Below are 15,480 nucleotides of genomic sequence, written 5' to 3'. Positions count from 1 at the left end.
CCTCAGACTTCGACGCGACCGGAGCCGGGCGTCACTGGTTGCACATCGTCACTTATTGATCAGGCGGGCACTGAGCATCTCGACGTCCCGCTTGAAGTCGTCGATGCTGCGGCTGGCCGGCTCGAGGTTGATCCAGGTGACGCCGGCCTCCGCGTACTCGTCCAACCGCGGAGCCACCGCGGCGCAGAACGGCGCCGCGTCGCCGGTGGTGAGCAGGCCCTTCTCGAAGGGCACGAACGACACGTCCGCCGCAGCCTTGCCGGCGGCGGCACGCCGCTCGTTCTGCGAGGCGATCATCTGTGCGAGGACGCCGATGTCCTCCAGCGGCGGCGACTTCGTGATCGCCGCGACCGTCGCGGACTGGGCCATCGGCATCCAGCCGTCGGCCACCTCGACCACCCGGCGCTGCGCGGCCTTGCTGTTGCCGCCGATCCAGATCGGCGGCCCACCCGGCTGCGCCGGCAGCGGCAGCGCGATATGGCCGCTGCGCCCAAACTCCGGGCCGTCGTGCTCCTCGCCGACCCACGTCGCGCGCATCGCGGCGATCGCCTCGTCCATCAGCTTCCCGCGGCGCGTGAAGTCCGCGCCGAGCGCCTCGAACTCGGTCTTCAGGTAGCCGGCGGCCATGCCCAGCGTCAGCCGCCCGCCGGAGAGCAGGTCGAGGCTGGCGGCGGCCTTCGCGCCCACATACGGGCTGCGGTAGCCCGCCACCATCACGTAGGTCATCACCCGCAGCCGCGTGGTCGCCTCGGCGGCGATGCTCAGCGAGACGAACGGGTCGAACGCGTGGTGCCCGCCATTGCCGAGCCACTGCCGGTCGGGGTACGGGTGCTCGCTCATCGCGAACGCGCCGAATCCCGCGTCCTCCACGAATCGCGCGACCTCGCCGAGGCTGCTGTCGCCGATCCACGTCGGATAGTGCTTGACCGCACCCATGGGGAACATCAAACTGAACTTCATCTTCGACTCCAGTCAGCTGAGCAGGTCGCGGGCGATTACCACGCGTTGGACCTCGGTGGCGCCCTCACCGAGCCGTTTGACGCGCAGGTCGCGGAACCACCGCTCCAGGGGCAGCTCCTGCGCCAAACCCAAGGCGCCGTGGATCTGGATGCAGCGGTCGATGACCTTGTAGGCCGCCTCCGTGCCGTACATCTTGGCCACGGAGGCGTCGACCCTGACGTTCTTCCCGAGGTCCGCGTTCCAGGCCGCCTGGTACATCAGCATCCGGGCCGCGCGCAGTTCCACCTCGCAATCGACCAGCATCCACTGGATGCCCTGCTTCTCTGCGAGCGTGCCGCCGAACACCGAGCGCTCCTTGGCCCACTCGATCGCCATGTCCAGCGCCATCTGGGCGATGCCGATGGGGCCGGCCGCGTACATGATCCGGCCGTAGACGAGGAAGTCGCTGGCCAGCGAGAATCCGCCCCCCTCGGCGCCGATCAGGTTCGCCGCGGGAATCCGCACGTTGTCGAAGTGCAGCTCGTACGGGGCAAACGAGGCGACCACGCCGATCCGGTGGAAGGTCAGCCCGGGCACGCCCTTCTCGACGATGAAGCACGAGATGCCGCCGCGGCCCTCCCCGGTCCTGGCGTAGACGACGCCCCAGTCCGCGTTCTCGCCGTGGCTGGTCCACATCTTGCTGCCGTCGAGCACGTAGTCGTCGCCGTCGCGCACGGCCTTGAGCTGGATCGCGCGTGCGGGGTCGGAGCCGCCCGAGGCCTCGCTGATGGAGGTGTAGGCCTTGGTCATCGTGCCGTCGAGGATCGGCTGCGCGAATTTCGCGAACTGCTCCTCGCTGGCCTTGAACATGACGTTGGGCGGGTTGCCGCCGAATGCGCCCAGCGCCGGGAAGAAGGCGCCCATGCGGCATTTGGCCGCCTCCTCCGCCACGACGAGCTGGCCGAGGACGCTGAGCCCGGCGCCGCCGAACTCCTCCGGGGTCTGCAGCGCCCACAGTCCGAGCGCCCGCGCCTTGGCCTGCAGCTGCACGAGCTGCTCGCGCGGCAGGCCCGCCGCGTCGTGCGGCAGCGTGGCCTCCAGTGGATGCACCTCCGCCTCCATGAAGCGCCGAACCGTGTCGCGGAGCATCACGAACTCTTCGGGCAGCTCCCACGCGCCGGTCGTCGACGTCTGTTCCGTCGTGGTCATCGCGTTAGGCCTGCTCGCCGAATCGGCGCGCCCGGGCGTTGGCGAGCTGCGGCTCATGGTTCGCGTCGTACTGGGCGACCCAATCGGCCGGCAGCTTGCCCCACGCCTCGCCGATGCGCAGGCGCTGCCCCTCGGAGAAGACCTCCGCGGCCACGATGTCGCCGACGAAGATGGTGCTCTCCTGCACGTCCAACGATCCGCTGACCCGGCACTCCACGTAGCTGTGCGCGTCGAGCAGGATCGGCGCGCCGGTGACACCGGTCTTGGTGCGCAGCTTCGACATCTTGTCGCCGTCCCGGCCCGAGCTGCCGCCGAGGGTCATGAGGATCTCGAGCGAGGCCTCCACGTCCTCATCCGCCGCGCTGAGCATGTGCATGACGAAGATCCCGGAATTGAGGACCATGTCATGGGTCTTGTTGTACTTCGTCAGGCTGATCGTGGCGCGGGGCGCCTCGGGGATGATGCTGGCCGCGCCGGCCGACAGGGACATCAGCCCGTTGGCGAAGCCGCCGTCGATGGTGGTGATGGCGACGGGGAAGGGGCGCAGACCCGCGAGGACACGGTTCGCGGCATCGTTGTCGACAGTCATGATTGGCTCTTTCGGTTGGAGGGAATGCACGGTGAAAGCGACTGGTCGAGGAACCCGACCAGGCTTGCGGTGAAGATGTCGTTGTCGTCGCCGGCCACCATGTGCCCGGCGTCCCGCACGTCGACGTACGTCCCATGCGGGACCAGCCTGCGCATCTCGGCGACGCCAGCGTCCGAGACGACGTCGGACTTCATGCCCCGCACCAGCAGCACCGGGCAGGTGATGGCCTGGGCGGCCAGCTTGGAGCGCTCGTAGATGACCTCGCTCAGCGGCGAGGCCGACGGGTCTTCGGGCGCCTCCGGCGGGGTCATGACCCGGGGGTCCCAGTGCCAGTGCCAGCGGCCCGCGCGCAGTCGGAGGTTCTTCTTCAGCCCCTCGAGGCTGCCGGAGCGGGGCCGGTTCGGGTTGTATGCCGCGATGGACGACGCGGCCTCCTCGAGCGACGCGAACCCGTTGGGCGCGCTCCGCATGAAGTCGAAGACCCTGCGGCCGCCGGCAGCCTCCACGCGGACGGCGATGTCCACGAGCACCAGCGCCTGCGCCAATCCGGGGCTCTCGCCGAGCGCGATCATCGACGTCTTGCCGCCGAGGGATGCCCCGACGAGCGCCACCGGCAGCCCTGGGGCCTGGGCCTTGGCGTGGGCCACCATCTCCTGGATGTCCGCGGCGATGGCGGACATCCCGTAATCGCCGGCCGGGTCCCAGTCGCTGTCGCCGTGGCCCCGCAGGTCCACCGCGTACGTGTCCCAGCCCTCGGATCCGAGCCGGGCGCCGGTGTGGTGCCAGGAGTGTCGGGTCTGCCCGCCGCCGTGCAGCAGCAGCACCACGCCCTTGCCCGCCTGGCCGACCGGTCGCCAGCGGTCGGCGGCCAGGCTGAGGCCAGCCCCCGACATGCGGATGGCCTCGGATTCCGTCGTCTCGAATTCCATGGGCTGCGGACCTAGGCCTGCGGTGCCGGCACTTCGATGACCACAGCGCCAGCCTGGCCGCCGCCGGCGCACATCGCCGCGACCGCGTAGCCGCCGCCGCGCCGCCGCAGCTCGTTCATCAGCGTGACGACCATGCGCGCGCCGGACGCCGCGACGGGGTGCCCCAGGCTGCAGCCGCTGCCCGCGGTGTTGACGATCGCCTCGTCGATGCCGAGCTTCTTGCAGGCGGCCACCGGGACCGACGCGAACGCCTCGTTGATCTCCCACAGCGCGACATCGCCGATCGCGATGCCGGCGCGGTCGAGCGCCTTGGGGATCACGTCGAGCACCGCCATCCCGGTGCGCGCGGGGTCCACCGCGGACGCGGCCCACGACCGGACCACGGCCAGCGTCTCCAGGCCCTGCTCTGCGGCGAAGTCGCTGCCCACGACGACCACCGCGGCCGCGGCGTCGTTGATGCCGCTCGCGTTGCCGGCCGTGATGGAGAAGCCCTCGATCTCGGGGTGCAGCGTCTTCAGACCCGCCAGCTTCTCCAGCGTGGAGCCGCGTCGGGGGTGCTCGTCCACCGCGAACTCGACCCGGGAGCCGTCCGCCTGCAGGGCCTGCACCGGCACGATCTCCTCGTCGAAGACCCCCGAGTCGATGGCGGCGATGGCACGCTCCTGCGAGCGCGCCGACCACGCGTCCATCTCCTCGCGGGTGATGTCCGCCTCGACCGCGGTGTTCCAGCCCACCGTGATGGACATGTCCATGTTGGGCGCGTCGGGGGTGTTGGGGTGCGTCGGCGGCATCCAGCGGTCGGTGAACTCGTCCACGGTGCCGGGCGTGCGGAACTTCTGCAGCGGGCCGGTCGAGGTGGACTGCGTCCCGCCCGCGATGACCGCCCGGTCCGCGCCGGCGATGACGGATGCGGCCGCGTTGCCGATGGCGGTGAGGCTGCCCGCGCAATGCCGGTTCACGGCCTGGCCTGGGACCTGCGTCATGCCCGCGGTCACCGCGGCGTGCCGGGCGATGTCGCCGCCGCCGTAGTTCGACTCGGCCAGGATGATGTCGTCAATCTGGGACACGTCCAGACCGGAGCGCCGCTGCGCCTCCTTGACGACGACCTCGGCGAGCTCCATCGCCGTGGTGTCTCGCAGGGCGCCCTTGAAGGCGGAGCCGATCGCGGTCCTGGCCCCAGCGACGATGACGGCCTCGATCTTGCCTGTGCTTGGTGCTGCTGTGCTCACTGTGGATTCCTTCTTCGCTAGTGGTATTGCTGGGGCAATGCGGGATCTGGCCTGGTCAGCCGAGGGTGAACGGGTCCCGGGTGTCGCCGGTGAGCTCCACCCAGATGGCCTTGGTCTCCGTGAAATCCTTGACCGCGTCGATGCCGTTCTCACGGCCGATGCCGCTGGATCCCATGCCGCCGAACGGCACGCTCGGAGAGACCGCGCGGTACGAGTTGATCCAGATCGTGCCCGCCCGCAGATTGCCGGCGACCCGGTGCGCACGGTGCACGTCCTTAGTCCAGACCGAGCCCGCGAGCCCGAACTCGGTGCCGTTGGCCATCGCGACGGCCTCGTCCTCGTCGGCGAACGTCAGCACCACCAGCACCGGGCCGAAGACCTCCTCGGCGACGGCCCGCATCTCGGGGGTGACGTCGGTGAGGATGGTGGGCTTGACGAAGAAGCCGCCGAGCTCGGCCACCGGCTCTGCGCCGTACGCGATGGTCGCGCCGTCCGCCCGGGCGGACGCGAAGTGCGAGAGGACCTTCTGGTACTGCTGCTCGTTGGACACCGGCCCCATCTCGGTCGCCGGATCGTGGGGGTCCCCCACCACGATCGTCGACGCCCGGGCGACGATCTTGGCGACCAGCTCCTCCGCGACGCTCTCATGCACCAGCAGCCGGGAGCCGGCCAGGCAGGTCTGGCCGGTGGCCGCGAACACGCCGGCGATCACGCCGTTGGCGGCCGCGTCGAGGTCCGCGTCGGGGAACACCACTTGCGCAGACTTGCCGCCCAGCTCCAGCGTCAGCCTCGTCATGCTGGCCAGCGCCGCCTGTCCGACCTTGATGCCGGTCTCCGTCGAGCCTGTGAACGCGATCTTGTCCACGCCGGGGTGCGCGGCCAGCGCGGCGCCGGTCTCGGGCCCCCAGCCGGTCACCACGTTGACGACGCCCGGCGGGAACCCGGCCTCCTCGAAAAGCCGCGCGAAGGCCAACGTCGACGCGGGCGTGTGGTCGCTGGGCTTGATCACGAACGTGCAGCCCGCGGCGAGGCCGGCCGCCAACTTCCACGTCAGCAGCAGCAGCGGCGAGTTCCACGGCGTGATCGCGCCGACGACGCCGACTGGCTCATGCTTGGTGTAGATCAAGAAGTTCGGCTTGTCCGAGGGGATGACGCTGCCCTCGAGCTTGTCCGCCATGCCGGCGAAATAGCGGTAGTAGTCCGGCAGGCTGGCCATCTGGCCGGACATCTCCCGCAGCAGCTTCCCGCCGTCGCGGACCTCGAGATCCGCGAGGTTCTCGGCCTCGCGGCCGATGATCTCGCTCAACCGCCACAGCAGCTTTCCGCGCGCGGTGGCGGTCAGTTGCCCCCACGGACCGTTCAGCGCGGCTCGCGCCGCGCGCACAGCGCGGTCGATGTCCACGGCACCGCCGTCCGGCACCTGCACCCACGCCTGCCCGGTGAACGGGTCCACGCTCTCGTAGGTGGCACCGGATGCGGCGGGCACCGCGACGCCGCCGATCAGCAGCGGAAACGTGCGAATTGCCTCGGTCGCCGCGCCGCTATTGTCCACTTCGCTGTTGTCCACAATCAGATTCACAGCTTGCTCCTTGCTCGATGGAAGGCGGTCAGCGGAAACGCGGTTCGCGCTTGTTCTTGCGCGAGTCCGTCCGGCCTTCGCCTTGGTTGCCGATCTGGGTGTAGGACAGCCCATTGCGCATCGCCGTCGTCGGCGTCATGTCCAGCGACTCCCAGATCGCCCGGACCGTGCCTTGGATGGCCTCCGGCCGACGCGCCGCGATCTCCGTCGCCAACTGGTGCGCGCGAGCTCGCAGCTCGCCCGGCTCCGTCACCTCGGTGACGATCCCGGCCCGGAGCGCCGATTGCGCGGTCATCCGCTCATCACTGCCCAGCAGCGCCCAACGCAACACTTCGCCGAGGGGAATGCCCCGGTTGAGCATGCCGATCGGCTCCAGCGCCGAGACGATGCCGCCGTTGGCGTGCGGGTCGAAGAAGGTGGCGTCCGAGGAGCAGATGACGATGTCGGACTCGTTGATGAAGTACATCGCGCCGCCGGCGGCCATGCCCTGGACCGCGCACACCACCGGCTTCCACACCCGATGCTGTTTGGGGCCCAGTTGGATGCCCGGATCCTCCTGATTCCACGTGTTCAGGTGCGACCACCAGGCGCCGGCGCTGAGATCCACGCCGGTGCAGAACGCCCGGTCGCCGTTCGCCCGGAGCACGGCGACGTGAATGTCGTCGTCATCGCGGACCCGGGCCCACACGGCCGCGATCTCGTCCGCCATCGCCTCGTTGAAGCAGTTCAAGCGGTCTGGGCGGTTGAGCGTGATCGTCGCGATGTGGTCCGCCACCTCGAATTCAATGGTGGTGAAGCAATCCTCTGCGGCCATTTCTCGCACGCCTCCTTCGTTGTCGGTCACTGCTAGTTGGTGTTCAGCTTGTACCGGCATATCGCCTCCGCAGTGCTGGCTTGGAGATCTTGCCCAGCGAGTTGCGCGGAATCGTGTCGACGATCTCGACTTGCTCCGGATACTTGCGCTGGTTCAACGTGGTGGTCCGCAGGTATGCCCGCACCGAGTCCAGGGTCGGAGGCGCCGCGGGATCCGCCGGCACCAGGACGGCGCAGACCCGCTCCCCGCTCACGGGATCGGGGAGCCCGATCACGGTCAGGTCCCCGATTGCCGGGTCCCCGACCAGGGCCTCCTCCACCTCCCGGGCGGAGATGTTCTCCATTTTGCGGACGATCGTGTCCTTGATGCGCCCGGTCACCCCGAGGCGTCCGTCTGCGTCGAGGAAGCCAAGGTCGCCGCTGCGGAAGAACCCCTCCTCGTCGAGCGCGTCGTTGTTCAGCGCCTCGTCCACATAGCCGAGGAACAGCTGCGGGCCCCGCACGCGGATCTCGCCGATCTCGCCCACGGCGAGCACCCGCTCGTCCGGCCCGACGATCCGCACCTCCGCGCCCTCCCCCGGGACGCCCTCGCATTCCGCGTGCTGCGCGTCGGTGTCGTGCGGCGTCCCCCAGGTGACGTACGGGCACTCGGTCATGCCGTACCCGGAGATGACGCCGACCCCGCCGAGCCGCTCACGCGTCGCGGCGCTCAGCGACGCGGGCCTGCCCGAGCCGCCCCCGAGGGTGCCCCTCGAGTGTGGGAACAGCGGTGAGACGCCCCGCTCGGCGGCGATCCGCAGATACTCGTTGGTGAAGGGGAGGCCCGAGCCGATCAATGTGGCCCGCTCCTCGATGAGCTGGTTCGCGTTGTCCTCGGGGTTGAACACCGCGCTGACGATCAGCACGTGCCCCACGAGCAGCGCGTGCAGCATGTGGGCGATGCCACCGACGTGCGCGATCGGCACATATGCGGCGCAGCGATCCTGTGGCCCGACCTCCAGATTCGTGTTGAAGGTCCGCGCGGCGGCGATCAATCCGAGGTCGTTGTGCTTGACGCCCTTGGGCGCGGCGGTGGTGCCGGAGGTGTAGAAGACCCAGCCCGCCTCGTCCGCGGGCCGGCGCACCGGCTCGCCCGGCCCCGCCGCGTCGCCGCGGCGGGCGTCGGGCGCGAGGTCCGAGAGGTCCGAAAGCACCATCACGTCCAGGCCGGGCACGTTCGCGGCCACCCGATGGGCCATCTCGCCGTGCGAGTACCCGCGGAACGTGCTCGGCACGATCAACAGATTCGCCCGCACCTGAACCACGATGAACTCGACCTCGGAGTCCCGCAGCATGGGGATGATCGGGTTCTGCACGGCGCCCAGCCGCGAGAGCGCGACGGCCAACGCCATCACGTCCACGGTGTTGGGCAGCTGCCATGACACGACGTCGCCGGGGCGCACACCGCGCCGGCGCAGCGTCGCGGCGGTGGCCTCGACCAGGTCGCGGAACTGCGCGAACGTGAAGCGCCGGCCCTGTTCATCGACCGCGAACTCGAGGTCCGGCGTCGCTTCGGCGCGGGCGCTCGCCAGCTCCCACAGCGTCTCCGCACGCAGTCCGGCGAACCGGGGGTCGGCGGGCGGGCCGAGGATCGTCGCCTCGGCGGCCCCGGAGTCGGCCATCACCGCGCCGCGGATCCCACGGCGAGGAGCAGATCCTCGACGATCGCGCGCTTGAGGATCTTGCCCGCCGGGCCCAGCGGGAGCTCCCCACGGAAGAGGAAGTCGCTGGGCTGCTTATAGCCGGCGAGCTCGTCGCGGCACAGCGACCGCAACTCCTCGGCCAGCGCGGCCTCGTCGACGCCGGCCTCGCGCGGCACCACGACCGCCACCGGGGTCTCGCCCCACTTGGCGTCTGGCTTGCCGACCACGGCCACCATGTACACCCCGGGGTGCTGCCCGATGACGCGCTCGATCTCGGCCGGGTACACGTTGAAGCCGCCCGAGATGATCATGTCGGTCTTGCGCCCGGTGATGTGCAGGTACCGTTCCTCGTCCAGGTATCCGAGGTCGCCGGACCACAGCCCGGTCGGCCGGAACGCCTCGGCGGTCTGCGACGGGTTGTTCCAGTACCGGACGGCGTTGGCGGGGCTCTCGATGACGATCTCCCCCACCTCGCCCGCGGGCAGGTCGTGGCCGTCCGCGTCGACGATGCGGATTTCGCACATCGGGGTCTCCTGGCCGCATGAGGTCATGATCGAGGTCTTGCCCGCGACCATGTCCCGATGATCCTGCGGGGTGAGAATCGTCGCCTGGCCGCCGCACTCGGTCAGCCCGTAGCGCTGCTGCAGGTCGCAGCCGAGCAGGTCCATCGCCTGGCGCGCCAGGCCGGGCGGCACCGGCGAGGACCCGTAGCTGATCCGGCGCAGGCTCGACATGTCCCGCGCCGGGCCCTCCTCGAGGATCCGGAGGGTCCGCTGCAGCATCGTCGGGATGAACGTGGTGAAGGTGACGCCGCTGCGCTCGATCTCGTCGATCACCGCCTGGGGGTCGAAGCGCTTGTGGATCACCATCGTCTGGCCGAGGTACGTCCACGACACCGTGCGCACCATCCCGCCGGCCGTGAAGAACGGCGTGGTCGCCAGGAAGACGTCCGACCGGTTGCCCTCTGTGACCAGGTTCGTGTCGACCGCCTGCGCCAGGTTGGTCCGATGGGTGTTCACGACGCCCTTCGAGCGCCCCGTGGTGCCGGAGGTGTAGAGGATGAACGAGACATCGTCCGGCGTCAGGTCCGCCGGCGTCGGATCCGCGGTCGACGCTGCCGCCAGCGACTCCTCGTAGTCGACTCCGATGGCCCCATCGCCGATCCGCACCACCGCGCGCAGCCCGGCCAGCTCGTCCGCGAACCTCTCCAACTGCTCGCTGTGCACGATCGCGCCCGCGACGTCGGCGTCGTCCCGGACGTGCGCGAGCTCATGCGGCGCGAGCCGGATGTTGACCGGCACCGCGATGATCCCGGCCTTCGCCAGGCCGAACGCGATCTCGGGCCACTCGGCGCAGTTCCTGGCGATCACCAGGACGCGGTCGCCCTTGACCAGTCCGCTGGTGGTCAGGTGGTTCGCCAGCCGCCGGGCCCGCTCGTCCACCATCGGCCAGGTGAAGGTGCGGTCCCCCTCCACGATGGCCGGCTTGAGCGGGTACCGCCGCGCGTTGTTGCGCGGGATGTCTCCTATGAGCACGATTCCTCATATCCTTCTGCAGGAAGGTCGCAACCTTCGGTTTCTCAGATCAGGAACGCCAGGGTGTCGACGGCGCCCGCAGCGTTGATCAGGTGGACGGTCTTGCTCACCAGCAGGAACCCGTCGTCCGTGCGCCGCACCTTGTGGACCACCCGGCCCGCCCAGACCCGCTGGTTGTAGCGGAACTCGAACAGCGCGAAGTTCGACGCGACCGTCACCGTGTCCGCGTCGGCCGCCAGGACCTCCTGGTTGGAGAGCATCCGGCGCATCACCGACGGCGGCGTCTGGGAGTGCCTGTTGCCCGTGTTGAGCTGGGCGACGCGGCTCTTGATCCGGTGCCGGTTGTCGTAGATGTACGAGAGGTTGACCGCGGGGTCGTCCTCCGGGCGCATCGGCACCCAGTACAGGGCGTCCTCGGCCCACAGCTCCTCCCAATCGGAGTAGCGGGCCTCGTCGGCGAGCCGCGCCTCCAGGTTCAGGAAGGCGGCGACGTCCGCGTCGGGGGCGGGCAGGACCCTGGGCGCGTCGTTCTCGACGTCGTAATCCATGGTGGTCATGTTCAGATCTCCTGTCCGACGACGGCCGCCCACTGGCGGTAGAAGCCTCGCTGCGGGGTCTCCGCGCTCTTGTCGTTGTTCACGATTCCGGTCTCATCCTCAAAATCGGTCTCCAGCCCGCGCGCGAGCACCAGCCATTTCGGGTTCGTCGCCGCGAGCCCCGCCTGGTTGCGCATGCCGATCTCGCCGTCGTCGGCGATGAGGAAGCCGGCCGGGCCCATCGCGCCCTCCGCACGGCGGATGGTGCGCTGGTTCAGCTTGTCCTGGCCCGGGATCAGCACCGGCGTGGTGTACGCGATGGTCATCTCCGGCCCGATCGGCTCGACGTACATCACGTTCATCTCGGCAAGGAACAGGTTCGGCCAGATCAGCGTGTGCGGGGGCCCGACCACAAGCGCGTCGTGCAGCTCCTCCGGCGACTTGCTCGCCTCCATGGCCGCGGCGTACTCGGGGAGCCTCTCCCGCGTGGTGCGGCCGTACCAGATGAACTCCTCATCCAGCTTGCGGTACTCCTCGGCGTAGTCGATCTCCGAGTGGCCCTCGCCTAGGTCGCGAACCACGACCTTCACCTTCGAGGGAATGTGCGAGACCTTGGCCGGGCGGATCGCGTCGTAGACCGACTTGTGGGTGAACAGCGCGTGGTAGCCGTCGACGTTGTTCTCCACCACCATCTTCCAGTTGGCCAGGTGGCGGTGCTTCATCCAGTTCGCGCGCAGGTCGATCTCCCCGGTCGGGGACAAGGCCAGCAGTCGGTCGATCGCCTTGGTGGAGCGGCCGAGGTGCTCGAGCAGCGTGATGCCCTCCGGCGCCATCGACGCGAAAATGAAGCCGCCATAGCTGTCCACGCGCGGCGCCTCCGCGAGCGCCAGCTCGTCCCGCACCGCCTGGAAGGCGTCGCCGTAGCCCTCGCGCATCGGGACCGCGGTGAGCGAGCCGTCGTTGCTGAAGTTCCAGCCGTGGTAGGGGCAGCGGAAGTTCGTGGCGTTGCCCTTCTCCGCGTTGCACAGCTTGTTGGCACGGTGGGTGCACCGGTTCAGCAGGACGCGGACCTCACCGTCCTTGCCGTGCGCGACGATCACCGGGTTCGTGCCGATCTTGCGGGTCAGGTAGTCGCCGCGCTCGGTGACCTCGCTCTCGTGGGCGACGTACACCCAGCCCTTGCTGTAGATGGTGTCCAGCTCGCGCTGGTAGATCGCCGGCGAGGTGTAGACGGCGCCATCAACGCGGGCCTCCTGCACGAAGTCCGTAACGTCGAACTCGTCCGCGGCCGGTGTCGGCGCCGATTCAATGCTTGTCATGGTGGGCCTCCGTATCAATTGAGGGGTTGGACTGGGCGGCGGGGACAGCAATACCGCCGAGGTATCGGAATGCGATGGCTACGGGCTCCCCGATGTCCGGGGGCACGCGCTGGTGCTCGAGCGTCGTCATGATCAGCCGGTGACCGCTGCGCAGTTCGACATCGACGATCGGGTAGGGCTCGCTGGCGCGCACCAATCCGGGCTCGAATCGGTGCATGGTGGTGGCGGAGTGGACCACGCCGGCGAGCGCCACGGCCCGCCACACGATCTCCCGCTGCCCACACCCGTCGCAGACGAGCTGCTCCAGATCCAGTGGCAGCCCGCAGCCGCCGCACGCCGGCAGCACCAGCTCGCCGCGCGCCGCGCCCGCATACAGCGGAGCCAGCAGGTCGCCGTCGACCACGGGGGCGAGCGCCGGCTCCAGCAGCCAGTCCGCAGCCTGCGCGCCCGCGCTCATGCCGCACGCTCGAGGATCATCGCCGCGTGGTGGTCGGCCCGGCCGCCGATGCCGCCGACCAAAGCGGTCGCCGCGTCGGGGACCTGCCTGGCCCCACCCTGCCCGCGGAGCTGCAGCATCGCCTCCGCCAGCGGGGTCATCCCCTGCAGATAGAAGCCGGACAACTGGCCCCCACCGGTGTTCGTGGGCAACTTCCCGCCCGGCCCGGTCTCCCCCGCGCGAACGAAGTCGCCGGCCCGAGCCCCGTCGGTGAGCCCGTACTCCTCGAGCAACATCAGCGTCACCACCGAGAAGGGGTCGTACAACTGCGCCACGTCGAGGTCCGCCCGGGACATCCCGGCCTGCCCGCACGCGTCGTCCACGGCTCGCCGTCCGCCGCCGAACCAGGACTCGGCCCCGGCGCGTCGATGGCGGACGGGATGGCATCGACCGGTGCCGCGCACGACCAGCCGGGGCTGGGCGCCCACCTGCGGATCATCGCTGACGATCACCGCGACGGCCCCGTTGACGGGGCGCGCGCAGTCGAGCCTGCGCAGCGGGTCGGAGATCATGGGGCTCGCGAGGTAGCCCTCGTCGTCGAGAGGCGTGCGCACCACCGCGTCGGGGTTGCCCAGCGCCCACGACCTCGTGGTGGTCGCCACCGCTCGCAAATCATCTGGGCGGCCACCGGACACGTGCATCCACCGGTGGGCCAGCAGGGCATAGGTGGGGACGGAGCCCAGCACGCCGGAGGCCCGCTCCAGCCCCCGCGCGCCAGACTGGCCGCCGCTGAGCGCGTAGGTCGAGCCCGCGCCCTTGCCCGCCACCAACGGGGCGTCGGCGAACACGCACATGACGGTGCGCGCGGCGCCGGACTCGATCGCGAGCACGGCGCGCTGAATCATCGCGATCGTCGTCGCGCCCTTGATCTCAACGTGCTCGAGCAGGCGCAGATCGGAGAACCCGCCCTGCGCCGCGAATGCCACGCCGAGCCGGTCCGGCCGCACGCCCTGAGAGGATCCGACCAGCAGCCCGTCGACATCCGCGTGCGCGATGCCGGCATCGGCGAGGGCCGCCGCGGCCGCGTCGCAGGCGAGCCCCAGCGGGGTGGCCCCGGGCGTCAGCGACATCGCCGTCATCCCGAGGCCGACGAGCGCGGTCGTCACGATTCCGCTCCGCCCGGCACCGTCCGGAGCCTGCCCATCGAGGGATCGCGTGAGCCCCGGTACGCGCCCACCCGGATCCACTGCTCGCGGTCCTCCGGGCTCGCCAGGCACAGGCTCGCCAACTCCAGCGGCGACAGGAAGATCTCGCCCTCGCCCTCCGCGTCCTCCACCAGCAGGCGCGGGCCGTTGCCGCTCACATCCAGCGAGACCCGCACCGCGGCGAACTCATTCGCCAACTCCGCCAGCAGCTTCCGCTTGCCTGGACGGGTTCCATCGTTTTCAGCCATCACCCTCAGCTCTTCCCATGACCGGCCCAGGGGCCTCTCGCTGCCGCCGGCATGCCAGACCACTCCTCCGACGGCTTGCCCTTCGCCCTAACGTCCCTCATAGTCTTATCGTATACGAGTGTCAGAAACAAGAGCCACGGAATTAACTAGTCCACCTCAATGACTAGCGATAGCGCAGTTCAAGACACTAGATTACGTTTAGACCAAGATGCACACTGTGGGCAGATGCGCGGTGACCGGACGGAGAATCCACCACCCCGCGACGCGATCACGACCGCGTCTGCGTCCACTTCGACATCGAACTCGAGACCACCGGAAGGCACCCCATGACCGAGACACCTGATTTCGCACCCGCCAGCGCAGCGGAGGGACACCGCAGCATCTGGGGATACCTCCGGGAACTCGAGTTCCGCCAAGGATTCATCGAGGTGGAGGGCGTGCGCACCCGATTCGCGGAGGCCGGCTCCCCCGACAAGCCGCACGCGATCCTCCTGCACGGCACCGGCGGGCACTGGGAGACCTTCGCCCCGAACCTGGCCGCGCTCAGCGAGCAGTACCACTGTGTGGCCATCGACATGGTCGGCAACGGCTTCTCAGACAAGCCCGACTACGACTACGAGATCGACGTCTACGTGCGCCAGGTCCTCGCGGTCATGGACCAGTTCGGGATGGACAAGGCACACCTCATCGGGATGTCGCTCGGCGCGTGGGTCAGCGCGGCGCTCGCCGTCCAGCACCCCGGCCGAGTGGACAAGGTCATCCTCATGTCCCCGGCGGGGCTGATCGCCACCGCGTCGAACATGGCCCGCATCCGGGCCGAGCGCACGGCCGCAGTCAACAACCCCACCTGGGAGTCGATCCACAAGATCTTCGAGCACCTCCTGGCCGACGAGAGCAACCGCCTGCCCGACCTCATCGCACTGCGCCAGGCGATCTACCAGCGTGAGGACACCCGCAGTACGATCGATCACCTACTGATCTTGCAGGAGGCCGGGGCCAGAGACCGGAACCTCATCCCCGAGGAGAAGTGGGCGACGATCACCGCCCCCGTCATGGTCGTCGCCTCCGGCAAGGACCACGGCGAGTACCAGAACACCGCGCGCACGGTCGCCCGCGTGATCCCCAACTCGGAGATCTTCGAGATGGCGGAGGTCCGGCACTGGCCCCACTTCGAAGACCCCGAGGCCTTCAATCCCGCGGCGCTCGCCTTTCTCGCGAAGTAGGAGTGGACG

At 69.5% G+C, this 15,480-nt stretch carries 15 protein-coding genes; 1 reads left to right on the top strand and 14 read right to left on the bottom strand.

From position 1 onward, the window contains the following. Window positions 1–48: 48 nt before the first annotated feature. The 14 genes from TBIF_RS12985 to TBIF_RS12920 all read right to left on the bottom strand — a co-directional run bounded on the left by TBIF_RS12985 (window position 49) and on the right by TBIF_RS12920 (window position 14,248). The gene (locus TBIF_RS12985) at window positions 49–960 is read right to left on the bottom strand and encodes an LLM class F420-dependent oxidoreductase (RefSeq protein ID WP_024795227.1); all 912 of its coding nucleotides are present in this window, start codon (window positions 958–960) and stop codon (window positions 49–51) included. Between the two features lie 12 nt (window positions 961–972). Then, complete coding sequence (locus TBIF_RS12980) at window positions 973–2,148, bottom strand: acyl-CoA dehydrogenase family protein (RefSeq protein WP_024795226.1); 1,176 nt, start codon at window positions 2,146–2,148, stop codon at window positions 973–975. Between the two features lie 4 nt (window positions 2,149–2,152). Further along, window positions 2,153–2,737, bottom strand: a complete 585-nt coding sequence (locus tag TBIF_RS12975) for a flavin reductase family protein (protein WP_024795225.1) — start codon at window positions 2,735–2,737, stop codon at window positions 2,153–2,155. Further along, a complete protein-coding gene (locus tag TBIF_RS12970; RefSeq protein ID WP_024795224.1) occupies window positions 2,734–3,666 on the bottom strand; it encodes an alpha/beta fold hydrolase in 933 nt (310 codons plus the stop codon). The genes TBIF_RS12975 and TBIF_RS12970 overlap by 4 nt, the downstream gene beginning before the upstream one ends. Before the next feature lie 11 nt (window positions 3,667–3,677). Then, window positions 3,678–4,895 (bottom strand): thiolase family protein, encoded by a 1,218-nt coding sequence (locus TBIF_RS12965; protein WP_084611689.1) that lies wholly within the window; start codon window positions 4,893–4,895, stop codon window positions 3,678–3,680. 55 nt (window positions 4,896–4,950) lie between these two features. Then, window positions 4,951–6,417: an aldehyde dehydrogenase gene (locus TBIF_RS12960; protein WP_024795222.1), complete on the bottom strand. Its 1,467-nt coding sequence runs from the start codon at window positions 6,415–6,417 to the stop codon at window positions 4,951–4,953. Between the two features lie 85 nt (window positions 6,418–6,502). Continuing rightward, entirely contained in the window at window positions 6,503–7,288 is a 786-nt protein-coding gene (locus tag TBIF_RS25870) for an enoyl-CoA hydratase/isomerase family protein (protein ID WP_024795221.1), read from the bottom strand. Window positions 7,289–7,331: 43 nt separating this feature from the next. Then, window positions 7,332–8,948, bottom strand: coding sequence for a class I adenylate-forming enzyme family protein (locus TBIF_RS12950; protein ID WP_024795220.1), 1,617 nt, complete (start codon window positions 8,946–8,948; stop codon window positions 7,332–7,334). Then, window positions 8,948–10,504, bottom strand: coding sequence for a class I adenylate-forming enzyme family protein (locus TBIF_RS12945; protein WP_024795219.1), 1,557 nt, complete (start codon window positions 10,502–10,504; stop codon window positions 8,948–8,950). Before TBIF_RS12945 ends, TBIF_RS12950 begins: the two co-directional genes overlap by 1 nt. A 44-nt stretch (window positions 10,505–10,548) precedes the next feature. Beyond that, window positions 10,549–11,061, bottom strand: coding sequence for an aromatic-ring-hydroxylating dioxygenase subunit beta (locus TBIF_RS12940; protein WP_024795218.1), 513 nt, complete (start codon window positions 11,059–11,061; stop codon window positions 10,549–10,551). 2 nt (window positions 11,062–11,063) lie between these two features. Continuing rightward, window positions 11,064–12,359: an aromatic ring-hydroxylating oxygenase subunit alpha gene (locus TBIF_RS12935; protein WP_024795217.1), complete on the bottom strand. Its 1,296-nt coding sequence runs from the start codon at window positions 12,357–12,359 to the stop codon at window positions 11,064–11,066. After that, window positions 12,346–12,816, bottom strand: a complete 471-nt coding sequence (locus TBIF_RS12930; RefSeq protein WP_024795216.1) for a Zn-ribbon domain-containing OB-fold protein — start codon at window positions 12,814–12,816, stop codon at window positions 12,346–12,348. Before TBIF_RS12930 ends, TBIF_RS12935 begins: the two co-directional genes overlap by 14 nt. Next, the gene (locus TBIF_RS12925; protein ID WP_024795215.1) at window positions 12,813–13,961 is read right to left on the bottom strand and encodes a thiolase family protein; all 1,149 of its coding nucleotides are present in this window, start codon (window positions 13,959–13,961) and stop codon (window positions 12,813–12,815) included. Before TBIF_RS12925 ends, TBIF_RS12930 begins: the two co-directional genes overlap by 4 nt. Further along, on the bottom strand, window positions 13,958–14,248 hold the full coding sequence (locus TBIF_RS12920; RefSeq protein WP_024795214.1) for a hypothetical protein: 291 nt from the start codon (window positions 14,246–14,248) through the stop codon (window positions 13,958–13,960). The genes TBIF_RS12925 and TBIF_RS12920 overlap by 4 nt, the downstream gene beginning before the upstream one ends. 326 nt (window positions 14,249–14,574) lie before the next feature. Here TBIF_RS12920 and TBIF_RS12915 point away from each other — a divergent pair, with 326 nt between their 5' ends. Further along, window positions 14,575–15,471: an alpha/beta fold hydrolase gene (locus TBIF_RS12915; RefSeq protein WP_024795213.1), complete on the top strand. Its 897-nt coding sequence runs from the start codon at window positions 14,575–14,577 to the stop codon at window positions 15,469–15,471. Window positions 15,472–15,480: the final 9 nt, after the last annotated feature.

Source organism: Tomitella biformata AHU 1821 (assembly GCF_000524475.1).
GTDB lineage: Bacteria > Actinomycetota > Actinomycetes > Mycobacteriales > Mycobacteriaceae > Tomitella > Tomitella biformata.
The sequence above is the reverse complement of the archived record's forward strand: the minus strand, read 5'-3'. Positions and strand labels throughout refer to the sequence as shown.

What these genes read in the sequence shown, in the direction of transcription:
- TBIF_RS12985 (WP_024795227.1), bottom strand. Translation starts at nt 960, where the DNA reads ATGAAGTTCAGTTTGATGTTCCCCATGGGTGCGGTCAAGCACTATCCG.
- TBIF_RS12980 (WP_024795226.1), bottom strand. Translation starts at nt 2,148, where the DNA reads ATGACCACGACGGAACAGACGTCGACGACCGGCGCGTGGGAGCTGCCC.
- TBIF_RS12975 (WP_024795225.1), bottom strand. Translation starts at nt 2,737, where the DNA reads ATGACTGTCGACAACGATGCCGCGAACCGTGTCCTCGCGGGTCTGCGC.
- TBIF_RS12970 (WP_024795224.1), bottom strand. Translation starts at nt 3,666, where the DNA reads ATGGAATTCGAGACGACGGAATCCGAGGCCATCCGCATGTCGGGGGCT.
- TBIF_RS25870 (WP_024795221.1), bottom strand. Translation starts at nt 7,288, where the DNA reads ATGGCCGCAGAGGATTGCTTCACCACCATTGAATTCGAGGTGGCGGAC.
- TBIF_RS12950 (WP_024795220.1), bottom strand. Translation starts at nt 8,948, where the DNA reads ATGGCCGACTCCGGGGCCGCCGAGGCGACGATCCTCGGCCCGCCCGCC.
- TBIF_RS12940 (WP_024795218.1), bottom strand. Translation starts at nt 11,061, where the DNA reads ATGACCACCATGGATTACGACGTCGAGAACGACGCGCCCAGGGTCCTG.
- TBIF_RS12935 (WP_024795217.1), bottom strand. Translation starts at nt 12,359, where the DNA reads ATGACAAGCATTGAATCGGCGCCGACACCGGCCGCGGACGAGTTCGAC.
- TBIF_RS12930 (WP_024795216.1), bottom strand. Translation starts at nt 12,816, where the DNA reads ATGAGCGCGGGCGCGCAGGCTGCGGACTGGCTGCTGGAGCCGGCGCTC.
- TBIF_RS12920 (WP_024795214.1), bottom strand. Translation starts at nt 14,248, where the DNA reads ATGGCTGAAAACGATGGAACCCGTCCAGGCAAGCGGAAGCTGCTGGCG.
- TBIF_RS12915 (WP_024795213.1), top strand. Translation starts at nt 14,575, where the DNA reads ATGACCGAGACACCTGATTTCGCACCCGCCAGCGCAGCGGAGGGACAC.